The sequence below is a fragment of the Micromonospora sp. NPDC047644 genome, assembly GCF_040704315.1.
Taxonomy (GTDB): Bacteria; Actinomycetota; Actinomycetes; order Mycobacteriales; family Micromonosporaceae; genus Micromonospora.
The window spans coordinates 1-25,961 of sequence record NZ_JBEYSY010000017.1 but is presented as its reverse complement, the minus strand read 5'-3'; the positions used below and the strand labels follow the sequence as shown (position 1 = coordinate 25,961).

Here is a 25,961-nt window from a genome sequence, read left to right as displayed (position 1 = left end):
CACATCCGGTGAGCCCGACCCGGGGCCGTTCCGCGATTGGGTGTTACAACACTCCACTCGCACGTTGTCACCACCGTGTCGGCCGTCCGACGCGCCCCCTGTCTGGAGGACCACCCCATGGGCCGTTATCTGTTGAGACGGCTGCTCCAACTCGTGCCGGTCTTCATCGGTACGACGTTCCTGATCTACTGGCTCGTCTGGGCCGTTCCGGGCGATCCGTTCGCCGGCAAGTGCGGCGAGCGTCGCTGCCCGGACCAGTACATCGCCTTCATGACCGAGAAGTACCACCTCGACCAGAACGTCTTCGTGCAGTACGGCAACTACATGAAGAACCTGCTCCAGGGCGACTTCGGTCAGACGTTCCAGCAACGCGAGATCAGCGACATCATCGCGACCGCGTACCCGAACACGCTGAAGCTGGCCGTCGTGGCGCTCGCCATCGAGGCGATCATCGGCCTCGGCGCCGGCGTGCTGAGCGGTCTGCGGCGCAACGGTTTCCTGGACAACCTGGTCCTGGTCTCCACCCTCTTCCTGATCGCGCTGCCGGTCTTCGTGGTCGGCTTCGTGCTGCAGTGGCTGCTGGGCGTGCAGTGGGGCATCATCAAGCCGACCGTCTCCTCCGAGATGCGGTGGTCCGAGCTGATCGTGCCGGGCTTCGTGCTCGGCAGCGCGTCAGTGGCGTACATCGCCCGGGTGGCGAGAACGAGCATCGCGGAGAACCGCCGCGCGGATTACGTGCGTACGGCCATCGCCAAGGGCCTGCCGATGCGTCGGGTGGTGGGTGTGCACCTGCTGCGCAACTCGCTCATCCCGGTGGTGACCCTGCTCGGCACCGATCTCGGTGCCCTGATGGGTGGCGCGATCGTCACCGAGGGGATCTTCGGCATCAACGGAATCGGCCGCCAGGTCTTCCGGGCGATCATCACCAAGGAGAGCGCCACGGTGGTAGGAATCGTGGTCGTCCTGGTGCTGGTCTATCTCGTGATGAACCTGCTGGTTGACCTGCTCTACGCCGCCCTGGACCCGAGGATCCGTTATGAGTGACCCGAGTACCGCATCGATCGTCAGTACCCCTGGCGCACACCCCACCGACTCTGCCGCCCTCGCCACCGCGGGCCAGCCGCAGAGCAACGAGAAGCCGCGTGGCCTGCTCGGCGACGCCTGGCGCGACCTGCGACGCAAGCCGCTGTTCTGGATCTCGGCCACGCTGATTCTGATCTTCCTGCTGATGGCGGCCTTCCCGGCGCTGTTCGCCCCGGGCGACGCGGTCAACGGCTCGCTGTCCCGCAGCCTCAACAAGCCGTCCGCCGATGGCTGGTTCGGCTACGACGTGCAGGGCCGCGACGTCTACGCCCGGGTCATCTACGGCGCGCGTGCGTCCATCCAGGTCGCCGTGCTCTCCGTGCTGGGCACCCTGCTCATCGGCGGCACCATGGGCATCATCTCCGGCTACCGCGGTGGCTGGGTGGACGGGCTGCTGAGCCGGATCGCCGACGTCTTCTTCGGTCTGCCGTTCGTGCTCGGCGCGATCGTCATCCTGACCACCTTCAACGGCTCGGGCGCCGGCAACAGCAAGAACAAGATCATGGGCCTGGTGACCGCGTCCCTGATCGTGCTGAGCTGGCCGGTCGTGATGCGGCTGATGCGCTCATCGGTGCTCGCCACCAAGGAGGCCGACTACATCGTGGCGGCCCGCGCGCTGGGTGCCGGCACCGGCCGGATCATCCTCAAGCACCTGCTGCCGAACTGCCTGGCCCCGCTGCTGGTCTACGGCACGATCATGGTCGGCTCGTTCATCGGTGCCGAGGCCACCCTGTCGTTCCTGGGCGTCGGTCTGAAGTCGCCGGTGGTGTCCTGGGGCATCATGATCAGTGATGGGCAGAATTTCGTCCGGGTCGCGCCGGGACTGGTCTTCTTCCCCGCCGCGTTCCTCGTCACCGCAGTGCTGAGCTTCGTGATGCTCGGTGAGGCGGTCCGCGAGGCCCTCGATCCGAAACTCCGCTAGGGGATATCTAGTGTCCGACATTCTCGTGTCCGAGCAGTCAGCGTCGGGCCCTGGCCGGTCCGGGCGTCCCTCCGGCCGGCTGCTCGAGGTCGACGACCTGCGGGTGGAGTTCCGCACCCGGGACGGCGTCGCAAAGGTCATCAACGGAGTCACGTACCACGTCGACGCGGGAGAGACCCTCGCCGTGCTCGGCGAGTCCGGCTCCGGTAAGAGCGTCACCGCGCAGACCATCATGGGCATCCTGGACACGCCGCCCGGCTTCGTGACCGGTGGGCAGGTCCGCTTCCACGGCAAGGACATGCTCCGCATGTCCGCCGAGGAGCGCCGCCGCATCCGCGGCGAGGGCATCGCGATGATCTTCCAGGACGCGCTCTCCGCGCTGAACCCCGTCTTCACCGTCGGGTTCCAGATCGCCGAGCAGTTCCGGGTCCGGCGGGGCATGGGCCGCGCGGAGGCCAAGAAGCGCGCGATCGACATGCTCGACCAGGTCAAGATCCCGAACGCCAAGGGACGGTTCAACAACTACCCACACCAGTTCTCCGGCGGTATGCGGCAGCGCGCGATGATCGCGATGTCGCTGGCGCTCGACCCCGAGGTGCTGATCGCGGACGAGCCGACCACTGCCCTCGACGTGACCGTGCAGGCCCAGATCATGGACCTGCTGGCCGAGCTCCAGCGCGAGCGGCAGATGGGCATGATCCTGATCACCCACGACCTCGGCGTGGTCGCCGACGTCGCGGACCGGATCGCGGTCATGTACGCGGGCCGGATCGTCGAGGAAGCCGACGTGTACGAGCTGTACGCCAAGCCGGCGCACCCGTACACGCTGGGTCTGATCGACTCGATCCCGCGCCTCGACGAGAAGGGGCAGCAGCTCCGGACGATCAAGGGCCTCCCGCCGAACCTGATGAACATCCCGCCGGGCTGCCCGTTCAACCCGCGGTGCCCGATGGCTCAGCCGGTGTGTCGGGAGAAGGTCCCGCCGCTGCTGCAGGTCGGCCCCGCCCGGGCCAGCGCCTGCCACTTCGCCGAGGAGCTGGTGAACCGTGTCTGAGAACATCCTCGAGGTCAATGACCTGGTCAAGCACTACCCCGTCACGCAGGGTGTGGTGTTCAAGAAGACCGTCGGTCAGGTCAAGGCGGTCGACGGGGTCTCGTTCGGTCTGCGCGCTGGAGAGACGCTGGGCGTGGTCGGCGAGTCGGGCTGCGGCAAGTCGACGCTCGCCCGGGTGCTGATGAACCTGGAGAAGCCAACCGCGGGCAACGTGATCTACAAGGGCCAGGACATCTCCAAGTTGTCCGGTGGGTCGTTGCGGCGTCTGCGCCGGCAGATCCAGCTGGTCATGCAGGACCCGTACACCTCGCTGAACCCGCGGATGACCGTCGGTGACCTGCTCGGTGAGCCGTTCGAGATCCACCCCGAGGTGGCGCCGAAGGGCAGCCGCCGGGCCAAGGTCCGTGAGCTGCTCGACCTGGTCGGGCTCAACCCGGAGCACATCAACCGGTACCCGCACCAGTTCTCCGGCGGTCAGCGTCAGCGCATTGGCATTGCCCGCGCCCTCGCGCTGCGGCCCGAGATCATCGTCTGCGACGAGCCGGTGTCGGCGCTGGACGTCTCCATCCAGGCCCAGGTCATGAACCTGCTGGAGCAGCTGCAGGGCGAGTTCGGCCTCTCGTACGTCTTCATCGCGCACGACCTGTCGGTGGTCCGCCACCTGTCGGACCGGGTCGCGGTGATGTACCTCGGCAAGATCGTCGAGATCGGCACCGAGGACGAGATCTACGAGCGACCGACCCACCCGTACACCCAGGCTCTGCTCTCCGCGGTGCCGGTGCCGGACCCGACCCAGCGGCACAACAAGACGATCATCCGGCTCACGGGTGACGTGCCCTCGCCGGTCAGCCCGCCCTCGGGCTGCCGGTTCCGGACCCGCTGCTGGAAGGCGCAGGACGTCTGCGCCGAGCAGGTCCCGCTGCTGGAGATCCGCCGGGGCTCGGACCACCCGAGCGCCTGCCACTTCGCGGAGAAGCGCGAGATCGTCGCCACCCACGAGGTGTGAGTCACCGAAACCGCCTGCCGTCGTCATCACGACGACGGCAGGCGGTTTTCGTCTGTTCAGGTCTTGACCGGACCGGTCACGCGGCGTCGGACAGCGGTGTCAGCAAACCGGCTGTCGCCCGGGACGGGCGGTGTGGCCTTACCCAGGTAGCCGTGGCCCCGGTGTGGCCGTGCTGGGGCGGCTCACAGCGGGCCGCGGCCCGCGCGGAGCAGCAGCAGGGCCAGTTGGGTGCCGTCGGCACCCAGCGCGACCCGGAACCGCTCCAGGATCTCCCGTTCCCGAGAGAGCACCAGGCGGGTCCCGCCGGACGCCATCCGGGTCGCCCCGACCTCCTGGGACAACGCGGCCCGCTCCTGCCAGAGCGTGATCAACGCGTTGTCGATCTCGTCGATCCGTTCCCTGATCTGCACGATCCGCGCCGAAGCGGACGGCTCCTGGGTGCCGGTCTGCTGCTCGGCCGGCTCGGCGTCCGCGCCCGTCGCTGGTGCGGCCACCACCGGCTCAGCCCCCTGGACGGCGGGCTGCCCCGCTCGGGTCGGGCCGCCGCTCTGCTCCATCACGTCTGTCATCATCGGGTACCTCTCGCACTGTGGTGCCCGGTGCCCGGAACCTGGGACGGAAAAAGCCCCGGACTCCAGGAGCCCGGGGCTTTAGCAGGTCTGAACGATCAGGCGCGACCTACGGCAGCCGGACTCCCGGTGCCATAGTAAAAGGAGAAGCGCGCAGCGATCACGCCGTCGAGTATGCCCACGCCGCAGCCGAGTGCGCAAGCATTCCGCGTCGCGAAGGGCGCACGTCGCGCCGTGGCGGCGCCCGGATGGTGCTGGCCGTCGGGCACGGGCTGCTGAGCGCCAGCGGCGCAGTGTCCGACCCGCGGCATAGACTTGTCGGGCGATGCATCCTCTCTTCGACATCCCCGCGTCCCCGCCTGCGCCGGAGTCCGCGCCGGCCCGCCCGCACCGACCCGGGGCGACCGCCGCGCGTCTCGATCCGCAGCAACTGCTCGCCGGGCTGAACGGGCCGCAGCGCGATGCCGTCAGCCATGCCGGCTCGCCGCTGCTGATCGTGGCCGGCGCCGGGTCCGGCAAGACCCGGGTGCTCACGCACCGGATCGCCTATCTGCTCGCCGCCCGGGACGTGCACCCCGGTGAGATCATCGCGATCACCTTCACCAACAAGGCCGCCGGTGAGATGAAGGAACGCGTCGCCGCGCTGGTGGGCCCCCGGGCCCGCCTGATGTGGGTGTCGACGTTCCACTCGGCCTGCGTGCGGATCCTGCGGGCCGAGCACGAGCACGCCGGCCTCAAGTCGACGTTCTCGATCTACGACGCGGACGACTCCCGCCGGTTGATGCAGCTGGTCACCCGCGAGCTGGATCTCGACCCGAAGCGCTACCCGGCGCGTGGGCTGGCCGCCCAGGTCTCCAACCTCAAGAACGAGCTGGTCGACCCGGAGCAGTTCGCGGCGCGGGCCACCGGCCCCAACGAGCGGGCGCTGGCCGAGGCTTACACGCTCTACCAGCGTCGGCTGCGTGAGGCACACGCACTGGACTTCGACGACCTGATCATGACCACGGTGCACCTGCTCCAGTCCCACCCGCACGTCGCGGAGAGCTACCGCCGGCGGTTCCGGCACGTGCTGGTGGACGAGTACCAGGACACCAACCACGCCCAGTACGTCCTGATCAAGGAGCTGGTCTCCGGTACCGACGGGCTGGAGCCCGCCGAGCTGTGCGTGGTCGGCGACGCCGACCAGTCGATCTACGCGTTCCGGGGCGCGACGATCCGCAACATCCTGGAGTTCGAACGGGACTTCACCGACGCGCGGACGATCCTGCTGGAGCAGAACTACCGCTCCACCCAGACCATCCTCAACGCGGCCAACGCGGTGATCGACCGCAACACCTCCCGCAAACCCAAGCGACTGTGGAGCGAGGCCGGCGCCGGCGAGCAGATCGTCGGCTACGTCGCCGACACCGAGCACGCCGAGGCCGACTGGGTGGCCCGGGAGATCGACCGGCTGGTCGACGCCGACGAGACCCGCCCCGGCGACGTCGCCGTCTTCTACCGCACCAACGCCCAGTCCCGCGTCTTCGAGGAGGTGTTCATCCGGGTCGGCCTGCCCTACAAGGTGGTCGGCGGGGTGCGCTTCTACGAGCGCAAGGAGGTCCGCGACGCCCTGGCGTACCTGCGTTCGGTGGTCAACGACGACGACACGGTGAGCCTGCGGCGAGTGCTCAACACCCCGCGCCGGGGCATCGGCGACCGCGCTGAGGCGTGTGTCGAGGCGCTCTCCAGCCGCGACCGGATCTCGTTCGGCGCGGCGCTGCGCCGGGCCCGGGAGGCGCCGGGCATCTCCAGCCGGGCGGCCAACGGCATCGCGGACTTCGTGGCGCTGCTCGACGGCGCCCGCGAGCTGGCCGAGACCGGCACCCCGGAGGAGGTGCTGGAGGCGCTGCTGACCCGATCCGGCTACCTCACCGAGCTGGAGGAGAGCCTGGACCCGCAGGACGCCGGCCGGGTGGACAACCTCCAGGAGCTGGTCAGCGTCGCCCGCGAGTACACCGAGCGGATCGAGGCGCTGGGCGAGGAGGGGGAGCGGGCCACCCTGGCCGGCTTCCTGGAGCAGGTGGCCCTGGTCGCCGACGCTGACCAGATCCCCTCCGACGACCCTGACCACCAGGGCGTGGTCACCCTGATGACGCTGCACACCGCCAAGGGGTTGGAGTTCCCGGTGGTTTTCCTGACCGGGCTGGAGGACGGCGTCTTCCCGCACCTGCGCTCGCTGGGCGACACCCGCGAGTTGGAGGAGGAGCGCCGACTGGCGTACGTCGGCATCACCCGCGCCCGGCAGCGGCTCTACCTCTCGCGGGCGGTGACCCGCTCGGCCTGGGGGCAGCCGTCCTACAACCCGCCGTCGCGCTTCCTGGAGGAGCTGCCCGCCGAGTTGGTGCACTGGGAGCGCACCGAGGGGTCGTACACCTCGTGGGCCGGCGGGGGCGGCGGCGTCGGCGGCCGCGCGGACCGCGCGCCCGGCGCGCGTGGCAACTTCACCGGGGGTACGCCGAAGGCGGCGCAGCTGGCCCAGCGGCTCGGAGTGGACGCCAGCCGACTGACCACCGCCAGCGAGCTGCCGCAGGGGCCGAAGGTGTCCGCGGGTGACCGGGTCAACCATCAGCGGTACGGGTTGGGGCGGGTGCTCGCCGTCGAGGGGCACGGCCCGGGCGCCCGCGCGCAGATCGACTTCGGCGACCAGACCATGTGGCTGGTGCTCCGGCACGCCCCGGTCGACAAGCTCTGACCCTTCTGGATCAGGAAAGAGTGGCCTCGCGTACCGCTGAGGCCACTCTTTCCTTGTCGTCACCCGCGGAGAGCGCCGGGATGTCGCCTCAGCAGCCCAGGTCGACGCCGCGGGCCCGCATGAACGGGGCCGGGTCGATCTGGTTCCACATGCCCTGGTGCACCTCGAAGTGCAGGTGCGGGCCGGTGGCATCGCCGGTGGCGCCCTCGTAGCCGATGACCTGGCCGGCTTTGACCGCCTGGCCGACGGTGACGGCGATGCGGCTCTGGTGGGCGTAGTGGGTCAGGTAGCCGTTGCCGTGGTCGATGAAGACGGAGTTGCCGTACCCGTCGGAGGCGTCGCCGGCCTGGGTCACGGTGCCGGCGGCGGCGGCGTGGATCGGCGTACCGGAGGGCAGCGCCAGGTCGATACCGGCGTGCAGGGTGCCCCAGCGCTGCCCGTAGCAGGACGTGACCCCCGCGCCCGGCATCGGGTCGACCCAGGCGGGTGTGGGCCTGGTGGTCTTCTTCGGCTTTGGCTTCGGCTTGGCCTTGGCGACGGTCTTCGTGGGGGCCGGGCTGGTGCTGACCGCCGATGGGCTCGGCGTCGGGCTGAGCGAGGGGGTGGCCGGGGCGCTCGATTCACGGACCGAGCGGTCGGCCCGGTCCGCGGCCTCGGCCCGGGACTGCGCGTCGAGGGACACGGCGGCGGGTGTCGGGGCGTTGGTGCCGCTGGTGGCGACGGCGACACCGCCGAGGCCGAGGGCTACCAGGGCGGCGGCCCCGAGCACGATGAGGCGGTTCCGCCGGCCGGTGCGCCGCGACGGCGCGGTCTGGCTGGTGTCGGGGGTGTTCTCGTTCTGGACGGGGCTGTCTTCCTGCACGGCGGACCTTCACAGTCGAGGGGCACTTGACCTCGAAATACTGGTGTCGGACCGAGACGTGGCAGGCGGGGGGACCGAACCTTCGGACGGAGAGCGGACGGCAGGGTGCCCGGATATGACCCGCTTCGCGGCACTACATCCGGAAAAGTGATCATGCTGGCGGGTGCCGTCGGTCACATCCACTGCTGTGACCCGGGATACATCGGCGAGCGCCGCCTAACGAAAAACCGCCCGGATCGACAGATCCGGGCGGTCAACGGTCGTTGCGCGCTGTCAGGAGGCGGCTACCTCGCTGTAAATTGCCTCGACTTGCAGCTTGATGTCCACCCCGCGTTCCTGGAGGAACGGCACCGGGTCTTCCGGCTGCCCCTTGACATGGATCTCCAGGTGCAGGTGCGTGCCGTACGCGTGGCCGGTCTGGCCCACGAGGCCGAGCTGGTCGCCCGCCTTGACCTGCTGGCCTTCCTTGACGCTGACCGCGGAGGAGTGGCCGTAGATGGCCTCGCTGCCGTCGGTGTGCTGGACGATCACGGCGTTGCCGTACCCACCGAACCAGCCGGCCTTGGTGACCAGCCCGTCGTGGATCGCCACGTAGGGCGTTCCCTCGGGGGCGACCAGGTCCACGCCGGTGTGCATCTTGCCCCAGCGGACGCCGTACGGGGAGTTGAAGTCGTAGCCCTGCAGCGGCAGCAGCCAGACCTCTTTCTCGGCGCTGTCCGTGCTGCGGCTGTCCCGGGAGGCGCGGTCGGCGTTGTCCGCACGGGCCGCGGCGTCCTGGCTGGTGACCGACGCCTGCTTGAGCTCGTCGAGGACCGTCGGGCTGACGTCCTTGGCGTCCGGCAGGGCGCTCGCGCCGAGGGCCACGATGCCGGCACCGACGAACGCGGTGGTGACGACAGCGGCGTAGCGGCTGCGGGGTGGGGTGGGTACGCGGCGGCGACCGCGATATCGATCGGGCTCAGACGACAGGCGCTGGCGCACGCACACCCTCCGTTGTCGGGGTTCCGAAGCGGCCGGTGGAACGTCCTCTGAGACTCCAGTGAGGCGTCCGCTGACCGCGTCGTCACCCGTCCATGGACCTGATGACAACCGTGGACACGTTAGCCAACCACCAGGCGAGTCACAAGCTAGACCGAAAAATTGGCGTGTCGATCTGTCCGTTTGCGTCCGTGATTGTCATGCATCGTGACGCTGAACGGTGCCCCCCTCGCTGCCCGTTCGTCGCCGAGCGTGACCGTTCCGGCGGAGTCGTCCGGCTTGACTCCGGACCGTGCCGGGATGACGTCCCGGCCCTGCCAGCGGCGCGGCTCGGGCCAAGCCGGGACGATACCGGGGTGGACACCTCAGGTTGCGCGGTGGACACGCCGGGTAACGGCCGGTGACGGAGCCCGGATTTCCCGGGCCGGGCCGGCCGGGTTACCGTTCGTTAAGGTGAAGGCGGTCAAGCCGGTGAAAGGTGTGCGCTGATGAGCTCTCGGATTCGGGTCGTCGTCGCGAAGCCGGGCCTGGACGGCCACGACCGGGGCGCGAAGGTCGTCGCGCGCGCCCTGCGGGACGCCGGCATGGAGGTCGTCTACACCGGCCTGCACCAGACTCCCGAGCAGATCGTGGAGACCGCCATCCAGGAGGACGCCGACGCGGTCGGCCTGTCCGTGCTCTCCGGGGCGCACATGACGCTCTTCCGGCGGGTGCTGGAACTGCTCGGTGAGCGGGACGCCCGCGACATCGTCGTGTTCGGTGGCGGCATCATTCCGAACGGCGACATTCCCGAGTTGGAGAAGCTGGGCGTCGCGAAGATCTTCACGCCGGGCGCCACCACCCAGGCAATTGTCGAGTGGGTCCGAGAGAACGTGGCCCAGCCGGTCTCCTGAGGAAACGCCGAACTGCTGCCCACTGATTCTGGGCACGGGGGAGGGGCCGGACGCACCCCTCACACGTCCGGCCCCTCTATGCACGATGCCCCGCCGCCACCCCTCGACCGACAGGGCATCGGCCGTATCCCGTCTTTGCGCTGTTCAGCGCTCCGACATCTGACTCAACGACGCCCCCACGGCAGGGTTACGCAAGCCGGGCAACATCGCCCGGACGGTGGATGCCACCGGGTCATAGCCGGAAACCGGCCACACCTGATGTCCGGTTGTGCATTACCGCACACCGCGCACCCGCTCGGTTGCCGGTGGTGCCGACCTCGCTAGGCTGCGGCCAATGGCCTGTTTCAACTGATGACAGGCGTCAAACTGTTTTCTGAACGCTGGTGGCGGCGCGACGGCGCGCCGCGGAGACGGGACGGGACGCGCAATCGTGGACCTGTACGAGTACCAGGGGCGGGACCTGTTCGAGCGGCACGGCTTGCCCGTGCTGGCCGGCGGCGTCGCCACTACCCCGGAAGAGGCCCGCGCGATCGCCGAACGCCTTGGCGGCCGTGTGGTCGTCAAGGCGCAGGTAAAGGTCGGCGGCCGAGGTAAGGCCGGCGGCGTCAAGCTGGCCGAGGGCCCGGATGAGGCGGTGGCTCGGGCCACCGACATCCTCGGCATGGACATCAAGGGTCACACCGTCCACAAGGTCATGATCACGGTGACCGCGGACGTGGCCGAGGAGTACTACTTCTCGTACCTGCTCGACCGGGCGAACCGCACCTTCCTCTGCATCGCCAGCGTCGCCGGCGGCATGGACATCGAGCAGGTCGCCGCCGAGACCCCCGACAAGGTCGTGAAGGCCCCGATCGACGCCGTGAAGGGCGTTGACGAGGCCAAGGCCCGGGAGATCGTGACCGCCGCCGGTTTCCCGGCCGAGGTGGCCGACCAGGTGGTCGAGATCGCCGTCGGCCTGTGGCAGGCGTTCGTCGCCGAGGACGCCACCCTGGTCGAGGTCAACCCGCTCGCCAAGAACGGCGACGGCCGGATGCTGCTGCTCGATGCCAAGATCAGCTTGGACGAGAACGCGGCGTTCCGGCACCCGGACCACGAGGCGCTGGTCGACCAGGCCGCTGTGGACCCGCTGGAGCAGGCCGCCAAGGCCAAGGACCTCAACTACGTCAAGCTCGACGGCGAGGTCGGCATCATCGGCAACGGCGCGGGTCTGGTCATGTCGACCCTCGACGTGGTCGCGTACGCCGGTGAGCGGCACGGCAACGTCAAGCCCGCCAACTTCCTCGACATCGGTGGCGGCGCGAGCGCCGCGGTGATGGCGAACGGGCTGGAGATCGTGCTCTCCGACCCGGCCGTGAAGAGCGTCTTCGTCAACGTCTTCGGCGGCATCACCGCCTGCGACGAGGTCGCCAACGGCATCATCCAGGCGCTGGCCCTGTTGGAGCAGCGCGGCGAGCAGGTGACCAAGCCGCTCGTCGTCCGTCTCGACGGCAACAACGCCGAGGCTGGCCGGGCGATCCTGGACAGCGCGAACAACCCGCTCGTGCAGCGGGTGGACACCATGGACGGTGCGGCCGAGCGGGCCGCCGAGCTGGCAGCTGCGGGGGTCTGATCATGGCTATCTGGCTGACCAAGGACTCGAAGGTCATCGTCCAGGGGATGACCGGTTCCGAGGGTTCCAAGCACACCCGGCGGATGCTGGCCGCCGGCACCAACGTCGTCGGTGGCGTCAACCCGCGCAAGGCGGGCCAGACCGTCGACTTCGACGGCACCGAGCTGCCGGTCTTCGCGTCCGTCGCGGACGCGATGGCGCAGACCGGGGCCGACGTCACTGTCATCTTCGTGCCGCCGCAGTTCACCAAGGCCGCCGTGGTCGAGGCGATCGACGCCGCGATCGATCTGGCCGTGGTGATCACCGAGGGCGTCCCGGTGCACGACACCGCGTCGTTCTGGGCGTACAACGTGGCGCAGGGCGAGCGGACCCGGATCATCGGGCCGAACTGCCCGGGCATCGCCTCGCCGGGCGCGTCCAACGCCGGCATCATCCCGGCCGACATCACCGGCTCCGGCCGGATCGGCCTGGTCAGCAAGAGCGGCACGCTGACCTACCAGATGATGTACGAGCTGCGCGACATCGGTTTCTCCACCTGCGTCGGCATCGGCGGTGACCCGATCATCGGGACCACCCACATCGACGCCCTCGCGGCGTTCGAGGCCGACCCGGAGACCGACGCCATCGTCATGATCGGTGAGATCGGTGGCGACGCCGAGGAGCGGGCCGCCGAGTTCATCAAGGCCAAGGTCACCAAGCCGGTGGTCGGCTACATCGCCGGCTTCACCGCTCCGCCCGGCAAGACCATGGGTCACGCCGGGGCGATCATCTCCGGCTCGGCCGGCACCGCCGAGGCGAAGCAGGCGGCGCTGGAGGCCGTCGGCGTCAAGGTCGGCAAAACGCCGACCGAGACCGCGAAGCTGATGCGGGAGATCATGTCCGGCAGCTAGGGCGCAACAGGCCCTAAGTCGATTGGCAGCGCGAAGGGGGTCGACCGGTCACGGTCGGCCCCCTTCGGCGTACGCGTCAGTCGTTGTTCCAGAACGGGTAGTTGCCGGTCGAGCGCAGGATCGCCCCACCGATGATGTTGATCACGCCGAACGCGATGGCGAGGTAACCGAGCAGCGGCGACTGCCCGTACCGCCGGGCGTCGCGGATGGACAGGTAGCCGAAGACGATGCCGAAGATGCCGCAGCAGATCAGCCCCAGCACGATGCCCAGCACGCCCCAGAGGGTGGTTCGGTCGCGTCCCCGGGCCGGTGGTGGCGGGGGAGGCGGGTATGGCGTCGTCACAGCTTCCTCCGAGCGCTCGTGGGCGACGTGCCGGCCTGGACCGCGACCGGCGGGCCCGTCCCGGGTGGCGGCGACTCGCGCCCCCTCAGGGCCGAGGCTAGACCGGCCCGGGTGGGCAGGACGTCGGTTCGGTGAACTCGCCGACCTTAGGAGGGGTTAACGGACTGCCACCGCCCGCGCGACGTGCCAGAGTAGAGCGGATGTCCCCCGTCACCCCTGACCGTCCCAGCCGTCCCGGCGGTGTGAGCGCCGACGACCGGCCGGTCGACCGTGCCGCACCGGCCCGGCGGGTGCCCGCGCCTCGCGCCGGTGAGTCGCCGCGCGGGCGGGCGCCGTTGCCCGTCGCCGCCGGGGTGGCCGCCGCCTGGGCCGCCGTCACCTCGTACCTGCCGGTCGCCATCGTGCTCGGCCTGGTGCAGCTCGGCGCGGATGGCACCACCCTGACCGGCGCCCTGCGCACCGCGCTGGCCGGCTGGCTGCTCGGGCACGGCGTGCCGTTGCACACCGAGACCGGGCCGCTCGGGCTCGCCCCGCTGGCGCTGACAGTGCTCGCGCTCTGGCGGCTGAGCCGCGCCGGCGTGCACGTCAGCCGCGCGATCGGTGCTCGCGACACCCGCTCACCGCGCCGGGCACTGCTCGCCGCGGTCGCGGTCGGCGTCGCGTACGCGCTGCTCGGCGCGCTCGCGGCGGTGCTGGTCGGCACCGGCGGGCCGAATGTCTCGCTGATCCGGGCGGGCGCCACGTTCGCGGCGGTCGGCACACTCGCCGCGCTGGTCGGCGCGGTCCGGATCACCGCCGTGACCCGGCTGCTCGTCTCCCGCCTTCCGAGCCCGGTGCGCGACGGCGTTCGCACCGGCCTGGTGGCCGGGCTGCTGCTGCTCGGCGCGGGCGCGGGAGCGGCCGGCCTGGCGGTGGCCACCGGTGGCGGCGACGCGGCCGACATGATCGGGGCGTACCGGACCGGGGTCGCCGGGCAGGCCGGCATCACCCTGGTCAGCGTCGCGTACGCGCCTAACGCGGCGGTCTGGTCGACCAGTTACCTGCTCGGGCCGGGGTTCGCGGTCGGGACGGACACCGCGGTCCGCACCAGCGAGGTGTCGGTCGGCGCGCTGCCGGCCGTGCCGCTGCTCGCTGGCCTGCCGCGCGGCCCGGTGGACGGCTTCGGCACCCTGCTGCTCGCGGTGCCGGTGCTGGCCGGGATGGTCGCCGGTTGGTTGCTCGCCCGGCGGGTGAGTCGACTCGGCGGGCCGGAGCGGGCCGCCCGGCGCTGGGCCGGTCTGCTGGTGCCGGCGATGCTGGCCGGGCCGGTGGCCGGGGTGGTGCTCGGTGCGGCCGCGGCGGTCTCCGGTGGGCCGCTCGGCGCCGGCCGGCTGTCCCAGGTCGGCCCGGTGGGTTGGCAGGTCGGTGCGGTGGCGGCCGGTGTCATAGCGGTCGGCGCGCTGATCGGTGCCGCCGCCACCCGGGCGCTGACCCGCGGGCCCGCCCAGTAGACGAGCGCGGGGCGCCCCGGGTGAACCCGGAGCGCCCCGTCGACATCCGAACCCGTCAGGGCTGGGTGGGCAGGTTGACCTGCGCCACCACGCTCAGGATGAGCAGCAGGATGCCCAGCCCGACGCCGACCGCGCCGCAGATCAGACCGGCCTTGGCCTGGCCGGCGTTGTTGGCCTGACCCTGGGCCACCTTCTGCTTGGCGAGGTAGCCGGTCACGATGCCCGCGATGCCGACCGGGATGCCCAGGTACAGGCAGCAGACCAGCGGGATCGACGCGATACCGAGGATCATCGAGACCAGGCCGAGGGTGTTGTTCTGCCCCTGCGCCTGCGGGTACCCGGCGTTCGGGTAGGTCGGGCCCGCGCCGTACGGGGGCTGCTGCTGCGCGTACGGGTCGTTGGGCTGCTGACCGTACGGCTGGCCCGAGGTGGGCTGCTGACCGTACGGGGCCTGCGGCGCGGCGTACGGGTCGTTGGGCTGCTGACCGTACGGCTGGCCGGAGGTCGGCTGCTGGCCGTACGGGGAGGCCGGCGGCTGGGGAGCGGTCGGGTCCTGGTTGGGCTGCTGGCCGTACGGGTCCTGACCGGGGTTACCGGGCTGCATTCGAGAAGCTCCTTGGACTGGTTCCGTCAGTTGGTGCTCTTATTTCCATCCATGATCGCGGTCAGTCCTCCCAAAGCCCAGTACAGCAACAGGACGACATGTCTCCCAAACCAGGCAAAAAGCTCCTAGTCGACCGCTTCGCGTGCCGGATCAGGGGCGGTGTGGGCCGGTGCGGCGTCCGGCCCGAGCGAGCGGCAGCGTACCGGGTCGACGCACGTCGGCACTGTCGAAGATCGGCGAGCCGCCCAGTCGAAGGGCGTCCCTGACCTGCCCGATAGGGTGGCCCGGTGACCGAGCCCGCGCCTGTCGCCCGCATCGTCGTCCTCATCTCCGGCTCCGGGAGCAACCTCCAGTCGCTGCTGGACGCCGCCGCCGACCCCGCGTACGGCGCACAGGTCGTCGCGGTCGGCGCGGACCGCGACGGCATCGCGGGCCTGGACCGGGCCGACGCGGCGGGGGTGCCCACCTTCGTCGAGCGGGTCCGCGACCACGACACCCGGGAAGACTGGGACCGCGCGCTCACCGCGCACGTCGCGAAGCACCAGCCCGACCTGGTCATCTCCGCCGGTTTCCTCAAGTTGGTCGGCCCGCACTTCCTCGCCGCCTTCGGCGACCGCTACCTGAACACCCACAACACGCTGCTGCCGGCGTTCCCCGGCATCCACGGCCCGCGTGACGCTCTCGCCTACGGCGTGAAGCTGACCGGAGCCACCCTCTTCTTCGTCGACGCCGGCATGGACACCGGGCCGATCGTCGCGCAGGTCGCGGTGCCGGTGCTCGACGACGACGACGTCGACACGCTCACCGAGCGCATCAAGGAAGCCGAGCGACGCCAGCTCGTCGAGCAGGTCGGTCGGCTGGTCCGCGAAGGCTGGACCATCACCGGAAGGAAGGTCACGGTTCCGTGAGTCCCACTCAGGACGGGCGCCGCCCGATCAGGCGGGCGCTGGTCAGCGTCTACGACAAGACCGGGCTGGTCGAGCTGGCTCAGGCCCTGCACGCGGCCGGCGTGGAGATCGTATCCACCGGCAGCACGGCGGGCACCATCGCCGCCGCCGGGGTGCCGGTGACGCCGGTGGAGACGGTGACCGGCTTCCCCGAGGTGCTCGACGGCCGGGTGAAGACCCTGCACCCGAAGGTGCACGCGGGCCTCCTCGCGGACCTGCGCAAGGACACCCACGTCGCGCAGCTCGACGAGCTGGGCGTGGCGGCGTTCGACCTGCTGATCTCCAACCTGTACCCGTTCCAGGAGACCGTCGCCTCCGGCGCCGACGTCGAGGAGTGCGTGGAGCAGATCGACATCGGCGGCCCGGCCATGGTGCGCGCCGCCGCCAAGAACCACGCCTCGGTCGCCGTGCTCACCGACCCGGCCGCTTACCCGGCGCTGCTCGGCGCGCTCGCCGAGGGCGGCTTCACTGTGGCCCAGCGCCGCGCGCTGGCCGCCCGGGCGTTCGCCGACATCGCCGAGTACGACGTGGCGGTGGCCCGGTGGTTCGCGCAGGAGCTGGCACCCGCCGACGACTCGTGGCCGCGGTTCGCGGGGCTGGCGCTGCGCAAGTCGACAGCGCTGCGCTACGGCGAGAACCCGCACCAGCCCGCCGCGCTCTACACCGACCCGGACGCCCCGGCCGGGCTGGCCCAGGCCGAGCAGCTGCACGGCAAGGAGATGTCGTACAACAACTACGTCGACGCCGACGCCGCCTGGCGGGCCGCGAACGACTTCGCCGACCAGCCGGCGGTGGCGATCATCAAGCACGCCAACCCGTGCGGGATCGCAGTCGGCGCAGATGTCGCCGAGGCGCACCGGCTGGCGCACGCCTGCGACCCGGTGTCGGCGTTCGGCGGCGTCATCGCGGTCAACCGGCCGGTCTCGGTCGAGCTGGCCCGGCAGGTCGCCGAGATCTTCACCGAGGTGGTGGTCGCCCCCGGTTTCGACGAGGGCGCGGTCGAGGTGTTGCAGGGCAAGAAGAACATCCGGCTGCTGCGGGCACCCGCCTGGACACCGGCGCTGGTGGAGGTGCGGCAGGTGACCGGCGGCGTCCTGGCCCAGGTCGCCGACCGGGTGGACGCCCCCGGCGACGACCCGGCCAACTGGCAGTTGGCGACCGGTGAGGCCGCCGACGAGGAGCTGCTGCGGGACCTGGCGTTCGCCTGGCGGGCGGTCCGCGCCGTGAAGAGCAACGCGATCCTGCTGGCCAAGGGCGGTGCCACCGTCGGGGTCGGCATGGGTCAGGTCAACCGGGTCGACTCGGCGCAGCTCGCTGTCACCCGCGCCGGCGCCGACCGGGCCCGCGGCTCGGTCGCCGCCTCGGACGCGTTCTTCCCGTTCGCCGACGGCCCGCAGATCCTCATCGACGCCGGCGTCCGGGCCATCGTGCAGCCCGGCGGCTCCATCCGCGACGAGGAGGTCATCGAAGCGGCCAGGAAGGCCAACGTGACGATGTACCTGACCGGAACCCGCCACTTCTTCCACTGACCCTTCGACCCACCGGCTTCGACCCACCGGCTTCGACCCGCCGGCTTCGACCCGCCGGCTTCGACCTCGTCGATCATGAAGTTGTTGCCCTGACACGCCGATGTGCAGGGCAATAACTTCATGATCAACGGCCGAGGCCGGGGCCGGGGCCGGGGTGGGGTGGGGTGGGGTCAGGGTGTGGTGGTGGGGCGGAGTTCGGCGAAGTGGCAGGCGGACGGGTGGGGGTCCGCTGCCCTCGGCACCGTCGCCGGGTCCTGGGTGGCGCAGATGTCCTGGGCCTTCCAGCAGCGGGTCCGGAAGTGGCACCCGCTGGGCGGGTCGGCCGGGCTGGGCACGTCGCCGACCAGCCGGATCATGTTGCGCTGGTCGCGGGCCTCCGGGTCCGGCACCGGCACCGCGGAGAGCAGAGCCTGGGTGTACGGGTGGGTGGCCCGCTCGTAGATCTCGTCCTCGGTGCCGATCTCGACGATCCGACCGAGGTACATCACCGCGACGCGGTCGGCGATGTGCCGCACCACCGACAGGTCGTGCGCGATGAAGATGTACGAGAGCCCCAGCTCGCCCTGCAGCTGCTTGAGCAGGTTGATCACCTGGGCCTGGATGGAGACGTCCAGCGCCGACACCGGCTCGTCGCAGACGATGATCTCGGGCTTCAGCGCGAGGGCGCGGGCGATGCCGATGCGCTGACGCTGACCGCCGGAGAACTGGTGCGGGTACCGGTTGATGTGCTCCGGGTTGAGCCCGACCAGGTCCAGAAGTTCCTGGACCCGCTTGGCCTTGCTGCCCTTCGGCGCGGCATCCGGGTGGATCTCGAACGGCTCGCCGATGATGTCGCCGACGGTCATCCGCGGGTTCAGCGAGGTGTACGGATCCTGCATCACCATCTGCATGTTGCGGCGCAGCCGGCGCAGCTCACCCCCGGAAGCCTTGAACAGGTCCCTGCCCTCCAGCGTGGCGCGCCCGGAGGTGGGCGTCTCCAACCGCATCAGCAGCCGGGCGAGGGTGGACTTGCCGCAGCCGGACTCGCCGACCACACCGAGCGTCTCGCCCCGACGCAGCTCGAAGCTCACCCCGTCGACGGCCTTCACCGCCCCGATCTGCCGCTGGAACAGCACGCCCTGGGTGATCGGGAAGTGCTTCACCAGGTTGTCGACGGAGAGAATGGTCTCGCCGCGGACCTTCGTGGGGTTAGCGGGCGACGCTGTCATCACGGACCTCCTGCGCGAAGTGGCAAGCGCTGGTCCGGCCGTCGCCGAGGACCAGGTCGTGCGGCACCTCGTCCACGCAGACCTGCTGGACGTACGGGCACCGGGGGTGAAACGGGCAGCCGGACGGGATGCGCATCAGGTTCGGCGGCAACCCCTTGATCGTCGACAGCTCCTGGCCGCGAACGTCCAGGCGCGGGATCGACTCCAACAAACCCTTCGTGTACGGGTGGGCGGGCGCCCTGTAGAGCGAGCGGACGTCGGCGTGCTCGACGATCCGGCCGGCGTACATGACCGCGATCCGGTCCGCGACACCGGCGACCACACCCAGGTCGTGGGTGATCAGGATCATCGCCATGTTGAGTTCCCGGCGCAGGTCGGCCAGCAGGTCCATGATCTGGGCCTGCACGGTCACGTCGAGGGCCGTGGTGGGCTCGTCGGCGATCAGCACCTTCGGGTCCAGCGCCAGCGCCATGGCGATCATGACGCGCTGCCGCATGCCGCCGGAGAACTGGTGCGGGAAGTCGCCGATCCGCTTGGCGGCACCCGGGATCTTGACCAGATCCATCAGCTCGACGGCACGCCGTCGAGCGTCGGCCCGGGACATGCCGCCGCGCTGACGCAGCGTCTCACCGATCTGCCAGCCGACCGGAAAGACCGGGTTCAGGGCGGAGAGCGCGTCCTGGAAGATCATCGCGATCTCCTTGCCGCGTACCTGCCGGCGCTGCTCCTCGGAGCGGGTGAGCAGGTCCTCACCCTGGTAGAGGATCTGGCCGGAGCGGACGAACGCGGGCGGGGTGTCCAGGATGCCCATGATCGCCTGGGCGGTGACCGACTTGCCCGAGCCGGATTCGCCGAGCACGGCAAGGGTCTCGCCGGCGTCCAGGTGGTACGACACCCCGTTGATCACCCGGGCGACACCCTCGTTGGTGCGAAACTCGACGTGCAGGTCCCGCAACTCCAGCAGGTGCCCGCCCTCGGGAGTGGCGGAGGCGGGAGTGGGATTGACGGTCATGATGATCTCACCGCAGCTTCGGGTCGAAGGCGTCACGGATCGCGTCGCCGAGCATGATGAACGCCAGCACGGTCAGTGCCAGGAAGGCCGACGGGACGATCAACGGGGTGGCCGCCTCCCGCATGTGGATCCGGCCGGTGTCGATGTCCTGCCCCCAGGAGATGGTGGGCGCCTTCAGGCCGATGCCGAGGAAGGAGAGCGTCGCCTCGGCCGCGATGAACGAGCCGAGCGCGATGGTCAGCACGACGATCGCCGGGGCCAGCGAGTTCGGCAGAATGTGCCGCCACATGATCCGGCCGTTGCCGGCGCCGAGCATCCGGGCCGCCGCGACGTAGTCCTGCTCCTTGGCGGTGATCACCGAGGACCGGACCACGCGGGCGGCGGTGGTCCACCCGAGGAGGGCCAGCACGAAGACGACCGCGCCGATCCGGGCCGCCTGGCTGTCGCTGGACACCCGCTTGAGCAGCACGATCGCGGCCAGCAGCAGCGGGATGCCGAGCACCACGTCGATCACCCGGGAGAGCACCGCGTCGACCCAGCGGCCGAAGTAACCGGCCAACATGCCGACCACCAGCGCGATGATGCCGGTGCCGAGGGCGGCGAGCGCGCCGACCAGCAGTGAAGCCCGGGTGCCGTAGACCGCCCGGGAGTACGTGTCGCAGCCCTGGAAGTCGTACCCGAAGATGGCCCCGCCGGACGGCCCGGCGTGCTGCCGGGAGAGCAGGCAGTCGTTCGGGTTGTTGGCGGTGAAGACCCCGGGGAGCAGGGCCATCAGGGTGAAGATGACGACCAGCGCCAGCGAGATCCAGAAGATCGGGTTGCGGCGCAGGTCGCGCCAGGCGTCCCCGGCCAGGCTGCGGGGCTTGTTCGCGGCGCCGACCTGGTTGGGCGTGCCCGGCTCCCCCGAGGGGCCACGTCGCGCGGCCTGGTTCTCGGTGGCCGCCACAGTTTCGAAGTCACTCATGCCAGCTCACTCATAGCGGATCCTCGGGTCGAGTACGGCGTACAGGACGTCCACCACCAGGTTCGAGACCAGGTAGACCACGACGAGCACGCTGACGATGCCCACCACCAGGGGGCCGTCCTCGGTGCGGATGCCGCGGAAGAGGTTGAAGCCCACGCCGGGGATGTTGAAGACGCCCTCGGTGATGATCGCGCCGCTCATCAGGTTGCCCAGTTCCACACCGAGGAAGGTGACCACCGGGATCAGCGAGTTGCGCAGCACGTGGACGACGACGATCCGTCGCTTGACCAGGCCCTTGGACCGGGCGGTCCGGACGTAGTCGGCGCGCAGGTTCTCCGCCACCGAGGCCCGGGTGAGTCGTAGGGCGGTGGCCAACGACAGCGAGCCGAGCACGATGCCGGGCAGCAGGAGCGCGTAGAACGTCGGGTCGGAGCCGGCGGTGGGTGGGAAGAGCTGCCACTTGACACCCAGGAAGTACTGCGCCAGTGGCGCCAGCACGATGGTCGGGATGCCCAGCACCAGCAGGGTCAGCACCAGCGTCGAGTTGTCGAAGATGCTGGCCCGACGGATGCCCGCGAGCACACCGGCGGTGACGCCGAAGATGATCGCCACAGCGAGCGCGATGAGCGCGAGCCGCACGGTGACCGGCCAGGCCTGCTGGAGGATGTCACCGATGTTCCGACCGGTGAGTGACTCGCCCAGGTTGCCCTGGAGCAGGTTCTTCACGTAGTCGAAGTAGCGGTAGAAGAAGCCGCCGACGCCCGTGGCGTCCAGGTGGTACTTCTCGGTCAGGTAGGCCCGCTGCGCTGGCGTCACCGGCCGTTCGCCGGCGAGCGCCTGGATCGGGTCGCCCTGCCCGGCGAATGTCAGCGCGTAGACGATCAGGGTGGTCCCGAAGAACGCCAGGACCATCTGCAGTAGGCGCCGCAGGATGTAGCGGAACATGCTTAGCAGTCTCTCCGGAAATGTGCGAAAGGGTCGCAGGACGGCATCTCTGGTCGTACCCGAAATATCCGAGACGCGGCGTCCGGCCCGGGGGAGCCGGCACCACCGGGCCGGACCCGCAGCTGCGGTCCGGCCCCCGGTGGTGCGGTCCGGGCCACCCGGGCTTCGTCGCCCGGGTGGCCCGCACCGTGCTCAGCTCAGCTGGCTGCTTCGATCTTGACGAGGTTGACCCGCTGGAACAGGTCCATCTCCACGTTCTTGACCTTGGACGAGTGGCCGAACACGTTCTCGCCGAAGCGGAGCGGGATCACCGGCATGTCCTTGGCCAGGATGTCCTCCGCCTGCTGGTACTTGGCGATCGCCTCGTCCTGCGTCTTGGCGGCGGAACCCTCCTTGACCAGCTTGTCGAACTCCGGGTTGCTGTAGCCGTAGTAGTTCGACGAGCCGTTGGTGCTGTACAGCGGGCCGAGGTAGTCCTCCATGGTCGGGTAGTCCATGACCCAACCCATCCGGAACGCACCCACCGGCGTCTTCTTCTCGACCTTGGTGAGCAGGTCGGCGAACTTCGGCTCGGCCGAACCCACCGCGTCGACACCCAGGTTGGTCTTGAGCTGGTTGACCGTGGCGTCGACCCAGTCCTTGTGACCGCCGTCGCCGTTGTACGAGATGACGATCTTCGAGGGACCACCGGCGGCCTGGTAGAGCTTCTTGGCCTCGGTCGGGTTGAACTCACCCGACTTGCCCGTGGTGTCGTCCCGGTAGCCCGGCAGCACCGGCGAGACGAAGGAGCGTGCCGGCGTCTGCGAACCCTTGAAGACCGACTTGGTGATCTCGTCACGGTCGATCGCCATCGAGATGGCCTTGCGGACGTCCGGCTTGCTGTAGTCCTTGTCGAACGTCGGGAACGCGAGGAACTGGAACGACGACATCGGGCTGGTCTTGTACCGGTCACCCAGGTCGCTCGGCGCGGTGCTCAGGCTCTCGGTCGGGATCGTCGGCAGCACGTCCAGGTTGTCCGCCAGGACGTCCGCGTAGGCCGCGGTGAGCTGCTGGTAGATCCGGAACTCGATGTTCTTGACCTTGGGCTTCTCGCCCGGGAAGGCGTCGTAGCGCTCGACGTCGATCTTGCTGTCGTGCTGCCAGGTGCCCTTCATCTTGAAGGGGCCCTGCCCGATCGGGGCCTGCTCGTAGGAGTCCTTGAGCACGCCCGGAGCCGAGAACGCGGCGTCCGGCATCGGGAAGAACGCGTTGTAGCCCAGCGTGGTCTTGAAGTCGATGTACGGCTCGGAGAGCGTCGCGGTGAAGGTGAGGTCGTCGACCTTCTTCAGGCCGGACATCTCCTTGGCCTTCGGCGCCTTGCCCTGCAGGTCGGCGTAACCAGCGATCTTCTCGAAGAAGGGGTTGGTGTCCTGGCCGTTGGGGCCGTACGCGCCGTAGTTCCACGCGTTGATGTAGCTCTGGGACGTGACCTTCTCACCGTTGTGGAAGGTGTAGCCGTCCTTGAGCTTGATCGTCCAGACCTTGTTGTCGGACGAGGTGACCGACTGCGCGGCGACCTCGTACGGCTTGTTCTGGGCGTCGTAGTCGACGAGCGGGCTGAACAGGCCGGCGATGACCTGCGAACCGGACGTCTCGGTGGTGTTGGTGGGAACCAGGTGCTTCGGCTCGGCGATCTGGATGCTGACCACCGAACTGTCGCTGCCACCGGATCCACCGTCTCCGCCGCTGCCGCAGGCCGCGAGGCCCAGCGTCACCGCGAGCGGGAGGGCGGTCCAGGCGGCGAGTCTACGAACTCGCATTGAGCCTCCTCATCTCCTCACGCTGCGCAGTCAGGCCCGACGCTGGGTTTACGCTGCGCAACAAGCGGTAACGGTAGGTCGGTGACGGGTCTTCGACAACGACGCGGTTGCGGGTGGGTAACGGTCCGGGGTTGATTCGGTTGTCGGGGGCGGGTGAATCTGCTACCCCAAACCGGACTCATTGACGTGGCCTGCTGAAATCCCGGCGTTCGACGGTGTGTTCGACCCCCTCCCGGTCATGTCGGCGCCGCCTGGGGCTGCCATCCCTTCTCCGTGGATACGGTCTGGCCTGTCTGGTTCGACAGTGACCGAATCCATAAAGCGTCACAGAAAGTGACTAGCAACACCTCACGCACGGTTACTTCAACGGCTCGTCCGTCCGCCGCCCCACCGCAGTGGAGCGGCGGACGGTCCGCAGCGAGGTCGTCTGATCCGCAGGCGGTGGCCGTGAGACGATCTGGTCGTGACGGCGACGCTTCTGGACGGCAAGGCAACCGCAGCGGAGATCAAAGACGAGCTGCGCATCCGGGTGAAGGCACTGGCGGAACGCGGCATCACCCCCGGGCTCGGCACGGTGCTGGTCGGGGCGGACCCGGGCAGCCAGGCGTACGTCAACGGCAAACACCGCGACTGCGCCGAGGTGGGCATCGCCTCGATCCGCCGCGAACTGCCCGCCGACGCCACCCAGCAGCAGGTCGACGACGTACTGGCCGAGCTGAACGCCGACCCGGCGTGCCACGGCTACATCGTCCAGCTGCCGCTGCCGGCCCACCTCGACACCCAGCGGGTGCTGGAGTTGATCGACCCGGACAAGGACGCCGACGGCCTGCACCCGGTCAACCTGGGTCGGCTCGTGCTCGGCTACGACGGTCCGCTGCCGTGCACGCCGCGCGGCATCGTCGAGCTCCTCCGCCGGCACGACGTGGCGCTGCGCGGGGCCACCGTCGCGGTGGTCGGTCGCGGCAACACGGTCGGCCGACCGCTCGGCCTGCTGCTCACCAGGCGCAGCGAGAACGCCACCGTCACCCTCTGCCACACCGGCACCCTCGACCTCGCCTCGCACACCCGCGCCGCCGACATCGTCATCGTCGCGGCCGGCGTACCGGGTCTGCTCACCGCCGACATGATCAACCCCGGCGCGGTGGTGGTGGACGTCGGCATCACCCGCGTCATCGGAGCCGACGGCAAGGGCCGCTACACCGGCGACGTGGACCCGGAGGTGGCCGAGACGGCCGGCGCGCTGGTCCCCATGCCCGGCGGCGTGGGCCCGATGACCCGGGCCATGCTGCTCAGCAACGTCGTCGAGCGCGCCGAGCGCGGCTGAACCGGACGGCGACGACGTCGGTGACGTTCGCCCCATCCCGGCGACGGCCGCCGCCCCTGCCCTGTTCGGTGCCAGGATGACTGATACGGTCCGGAAAACCGACTGGTATCAGGGAGTGGGACGACCATGGGTAAGAAGGTCACTGTCGTCGGGGCTGGCTTCTACGGCTCCACCACCGCACAGCGCCTGGCCGAGTACGACGTCTTCGACACCGTAGTGATCACCGACATCGTGGAGGGCAAGCCCGCGGGCCTCGCGCTCGACCTCAACCAGTCCCGGGCCATCGAGGGCTTCGAGACCAAGGTGGTCGGCGTGACCACCGGCCCCAACGGTGAGGGCTACGAGAGCATCGAGGGCTCCGACGTCGTCGTGATCACCGCTGGTCTGCCGCGCAAGCCCGGCATGAGCCGGATGGACCTGCTGGAGACCAACGCCAAGATCGTCCGCCAGGTCGCCGAGAACGTCGCCAAGTACGCCCCGAACGCCGTCGTCATCGTGGTCTCCAACCCGCTGGACGAGATGACCGCGCTGGCCCAGCTCGCCACCCAGTTCCCGAAGAACCGGGTGCTCGGCCAGGCCGGAATGCTCGACACCGCCCGGTTCAGCAACTTCGTCGCCGAGGCGCTGAACGTGCCGGTGGCATCGGTACGCACCCTGACCCTGGGCTCGCACGGCGACACCATGGTCCCGGTGCCGTCGAAGAGCACCGTCAATGGCAAGCCGCTGCGCGACGCCATGCCGGCCGAGCAGATCGAGGAGCTGGTCGTCAAGACCCGCAACGGTGGCGCCGAGGTGGTCGCGCTGCTCAAGACCGGTTCGGCCTACTACGCCCCGTCCGCTGCCGCGGCCCGGATGGCGAAGGCCGTCGCGGAGGACTCCGGCGAGGTCATGCCGGTCTGCGCCTGGGTCGACGGCGAGTACGGCATCTCCGGTGTCTACCTGGGTGTCGAGGCCGAGATCGGCGCCGAGGGCGTCAAGCGGGTCGTCGAGACCGACCTGGACGCCGACGAGCGCGCCAGCCTCCTGGAGGCTGCCGAAGCCGTCCGCGCCAAGCAGGGCGACATCTCCAGCATGTAGTTCCCGAACCACAGCATCAGCGAAGGGCGCGCCGGCCCCCCCCCCCGGGTGCGCAACCGGATTGAGAAATACGCCCCACCAGTCGGGGGGTAGAACAACCAGTTAAAGTAGGGGGTGGCGCC

The 25,961-nt window shown here is 69.8% G+C and carries 23 protein-coding genes; 13 read left to right on the top strand and 10 right to left on the bottom strand.

Annotated features, from left to right (window positions below):
* Positions 1 to 117 precede the first annotated feature (117 nt).
* From AB0877_RS25750 to AB0877_RS25735, 4 genes are read left to right on the top strand one after another with little or no spacing between them, the layout of a single operon-like run.
* Complete coding sequence (locus tag AB0877_RS25750) at positions 118 to 1,044, top strand: ABC transporter permease (protein ID WP_334503812.1); 927 nt, start codon at positions 118 to 120, stop codon at positions 1,042 to 1,044.
* Positions 1,037 to 2,005 carry an ABC transporter permease gene (locus tag AB0877_RS25745; protein WP_366612063.1) on the top strand — a complete coding sequence of 323 codons (969 nt, stop codon included), beginning with the start codon at positions 1,037 to 1,039 and terminating at the stop codon, positions 2,003 to 2,005. Before AB0877_RS25750 ends, AB0877_RS25745 begins: the two co-directional genes overlap by 8 nt.
* Positions 2,006 to 2,030: 25 nt before the next feature.
* Entirely contained in the window at positions 2,031 to 3,059 is a 1,029-nt protein-coding gene (locus AB0877_RS25740) for an ABC transporter ATP-binding protein (protein WP_366612197.1), read from the top strand.
* On the top strand, positions 3,052 to 4,065 hold the full coding sequence (locus AB0877_RS25735) for a dipeptide ABC transporter ATP-binding protein (RefSeq protein WP_366612061.1): 1,014 nt from the start codon (positions 3,052 to 3,054) through the stop codon (positions 4,063 to 4,065). The genes AB0877_RS25740 and AB0877_RS25735 overlap by 8 nt, the downstream gene beginning before the upstream one ends.
* Before the next feature lie 182 nt (positions 4,066 to 4,247).
* Here the strand turns inward: AB0877_RS25735 and AB0877_RS25730 are convergent, their stop codons facing one another.
* Entirely contained in the window at positions 4,248 to 4,637 is a 390-nt protein-coding gene (locus AB0877_RS25730) for a chorismate mutase (RefSeq protein WP_366612060.1), read from the bottom strand.
* A gap of 322 nt (positions 4,638 to 4,959) precedes the next feature.
* Between AB0877_RS25730 and pcrA the strand changes: the two genes are divergently transcribed.
* The gene (gene pcrA, locus AB0877_RS25725) at positions 4,960 to 7,365 is read left to right on the top strand and encodes a DNA helicase PcrA (protein ID WP_366612058.1); all 2,406 of its coding nucleotides are present in this window, start codon (positions 4,960 to 4,962) and stop codon (positions 7,363 to 7,365) included.
* 88 nt (positions 7,366 to 7,453) lie between these two features.
* Here the strand turns inward: pcrA and AB0877_RS25720 are convergent, their stop codons facing one another.
* Positions 7,454 to 8,227 (bottom strand): M23 family metallopeptidase, encoded by a 774-nt coding sequence (locus AB0877_RS25720; RefSeq protein WP_366612056.1) that lies wholly within the window; start codon positions 8,225 to 8,227, stop codon positions 7,454 to 7,456.
* 273 nt (positions 8,228 to 8,500) lie between these two features.
* Positions 8,501 to 9,208, bottom strand: a complete 708-nt coding sequence (locus tag AB0877_RS25715; RefSeq protein ID WP_366612054.1) for a M23 family metallopeptidase — start codon at positions 9,206 to 9,208, stop codon at positions 8,501 to 8,503.
* A gap of 485 nt (positions 9,209 to 9,693) precedes the next feature.
* On the opposite strand from AB0877_RS25715, the gene AB0877_RS25710 reads away from it, so the two are divergent.
* From AB0877_RS25710 to sucD, 3 genes are all read left to right on the top strand, one after another.
* Positions 9,694 to 10,098, top strand: coding sequence for a cobalamin B12-binding domain-containing protein (locus AB0877_RS25710; protein WP_088987674.1), 405 nt, complete (start codon positions 9,694 to 9,696; stop codon positions 10,096 to 10,098).
* 430 nt (positions 10,099 to 10,528) lie between these two features.
* Complete coding sequence (sucC, locus tag AB0877_RS25705) at positions 10,529 to 11,707, top strand: ADP-forming succinate--CoA ligase subunit beta (protein WP_091406357.1); 1,179 nt, start codon at positions 10,529 to 10,531, stop codon at positions 11,705 to 11,707.
* Between the two features lie 2 nt (positions 11,708 to 11,709).
* On the top strand, positions 11,710 to 12,597 hold the full coding sequence (gene sucD / locus AB0877_RS25700) for a succinate--CoA ligase subunit alpha (protein ID WP_366612053.1): 888 nt from the start codon (positions 11,710 to 11,712) through the stop codon (positions 12,595 to 12,597).
* A gap of 76 nt (positions 12,598 to 12,673) precedes the next feature.
* Here the strand turns inward: sucD and AB0877_RS25695 are convergent, their stop codons facing one another.
* The gene (locus AB0877_RS25695; protein ID WP_196919730.1) at positions 12,674 to 12,940 is read right to left on the bottom strand and encodes a DUF4190 domain-containing protein; all 267 of its coding nucleotides are present in this window, start codon (positions 12,938 to 12,940) and stop codon (positions 12,674 to 12,676) included.
* A gap of 200 nt (positions 12,941 to 13,140) precedes the next feature.
* On the opposite strand from AB0877_RS25695, the gene AB0877_RS25690 reads away from it, so the two are divergent.
* Positions 13,141 to 14,430, top strand: a complete 1,290-nt coding sequence (locus AB0877_RS25690) for a DUF6350 family protein (RefSeq protein WP_366612051.1) — start codon at positions 13,141 to 13,143, stop codon at positions 14,428 to 14,430.
* A 55-nt stretch (positions 14,431 to 14,485) separates the two neighbouring features.
* On the opposite strand, the gene AB0877_RS25685 is transcribed toward AB0877_RS25690, so the two are convergent.
* A complete protein-coding gene (locus AB0877_RS25685) occupies positions 14,486 to 15,034 on the bottom strand; it encodes a DUF4190 domain-containing protein (RefSeq protein WP_366612049.1) in 549 nt (182 codons plus the stop codon).
* A gap of 287 nt (positions 15,035 to 15,321) precedes the next feature.
* On the opposite strand from AB0877_RS25685, the gene purN reads away from it, so the two are divergent.
* On the top strand, positions 15,322 to 15,942 hold the full coding sequence (gene purN, locus AB0877_RS25680; protein ID WP_091406347.1) for a phosphoribosylglycinamide formyltransferase: 621 nt from the start codon (positions 15,322 to 15,324) through the stop codon (positions 15,940 to 15,942).
* Positions 15,939 to 17,510, top strand: a complete 1,572-nt coding sequence (gene purH / locus AB0877_RS25675; protein ID WP_366612047.1) for a bifunctional phosphoribosylaminoimidazolecarboxamide formyltransferase/IMP cyclohydrolase — start codon at positions 15,939 to 15,941, stop codon at positions 17,508 to 17,510. Before purN ends, purH begins: the two co-directional genes overlap by 4 nt.
* A gap of 170 nt (positions 17,511 to 17,680) precedes the next feature.
* Here purH and AB0877_RS25670 read toward each other — a convergent pair whose 3' ends face one another.
* From AB0877_RS25670 to AB0877_RS25650, 5 genes are all read right to left on the bottom strand, one after another.
* The gene (locus tag AB0877_RS25670) at positions 17,681 to 18,718 is read right to left on the bottom strand and encodes a dipeptide ABC transporter ATP-binding protein (RefSeq protein ID WP_366612045.1); all 1,038 of its coding nucleotides are present in this window, start codon (positions 18,716 to 18,718) and stop codon (positions 17,681 to 17,683) included.
* Positions 18,699 to 19,730: an ABC transporter ATP-binding protein gene (locus AB0877_RS25665; protein ID WP_366612044.1), complete on the bottom strand. Its 1,032-nt coding sequence runs from the start codon at positions 19,728 to 19,730 to the stop codon at positions 18,699 to 18,701. Before AB0877_RS25665 ends, AB0877_RS25670 begins: the two co-directional genes overlap by 20 nt.
* Positions 19,731 to 19,737: 7 nt before the next feature.
* Positions 19,738 to 20,694, bottom strand: a complete 957-nt coding sequence (locus tag AB0877_RS25660; protein ID WP_366612042.1) for an ABC transporter permease — start codon at positions 20,692 to 20,694, stop codon at positions 19,738 to 19,740.
* A 6-nt stretch (positions 20,695 to 20,700) separates the two neighbouring features.
* Positions 20,701 to 21,639 (bottom strand): ABC transporter permease, encoded by a 939-nt coding sequence (locus tag AB0877_RS25655; protein ID WP_238658631.1) that lies wholly within the window; start codon positions 21,637 to 21,639, stop codon positions 20,701 to 20,703.
* Between the two features lie 197 nt (positions 21,640 to 21,836).
* The gene (locus tag AB0877_RS25650; protein ID WP_366612041.1) at positions 21,837 to 23,438 is read right to left on the bottom strand and encodes an ABC transporter substrate-binding protein; all 1,602 of its coding nucleotides are present in this window, start codon (positions 23,436 to 23,438) and stop codon (positions 21,837 to 21,839) included.
* A 463-nt stretch (positions 23,439 to 23,901) separates the two neighbouring features.
* On the opposite strand from AB0877_RS25650, the gene AB0877_RS25645 reads away from it, so the two are divergent.
* Together AB0877_RS25645 and AB0877_RS25640 are read left to right on the top strand one after the other, a co-directional pair.
* Positions 23,902 to 24,762: a bifunctional methylenetetrahydrofolate dehydrogenase/methenyltetrahydrofolate cyclohydrolase gene (locus AB0877_RS25645; RefSeq protein ID WP_354972629.1), complete on the top strand. Its 861-nt coding sequence runs from the start codon at positions 23,902 to 23,904 to the stop codon at positions 24,760 to 24,762.
* A gap of 126 nt (positions 24,763 to 24,888) precedes the next feature.
* Positions 24,889 to 25,839, top strand: a complete 951-nt coding sequence (locus AB0877_RS25640) for a malate dehydrogenase (RefSeq protein WP_112583765.1) — start codon at positions 24,889 to 24,891, stop codon at positions 25,837 to 25,839.
* The last annotated feature ends 122 nt before the right edge of the window (positions 25,840 to 25,961 follow it).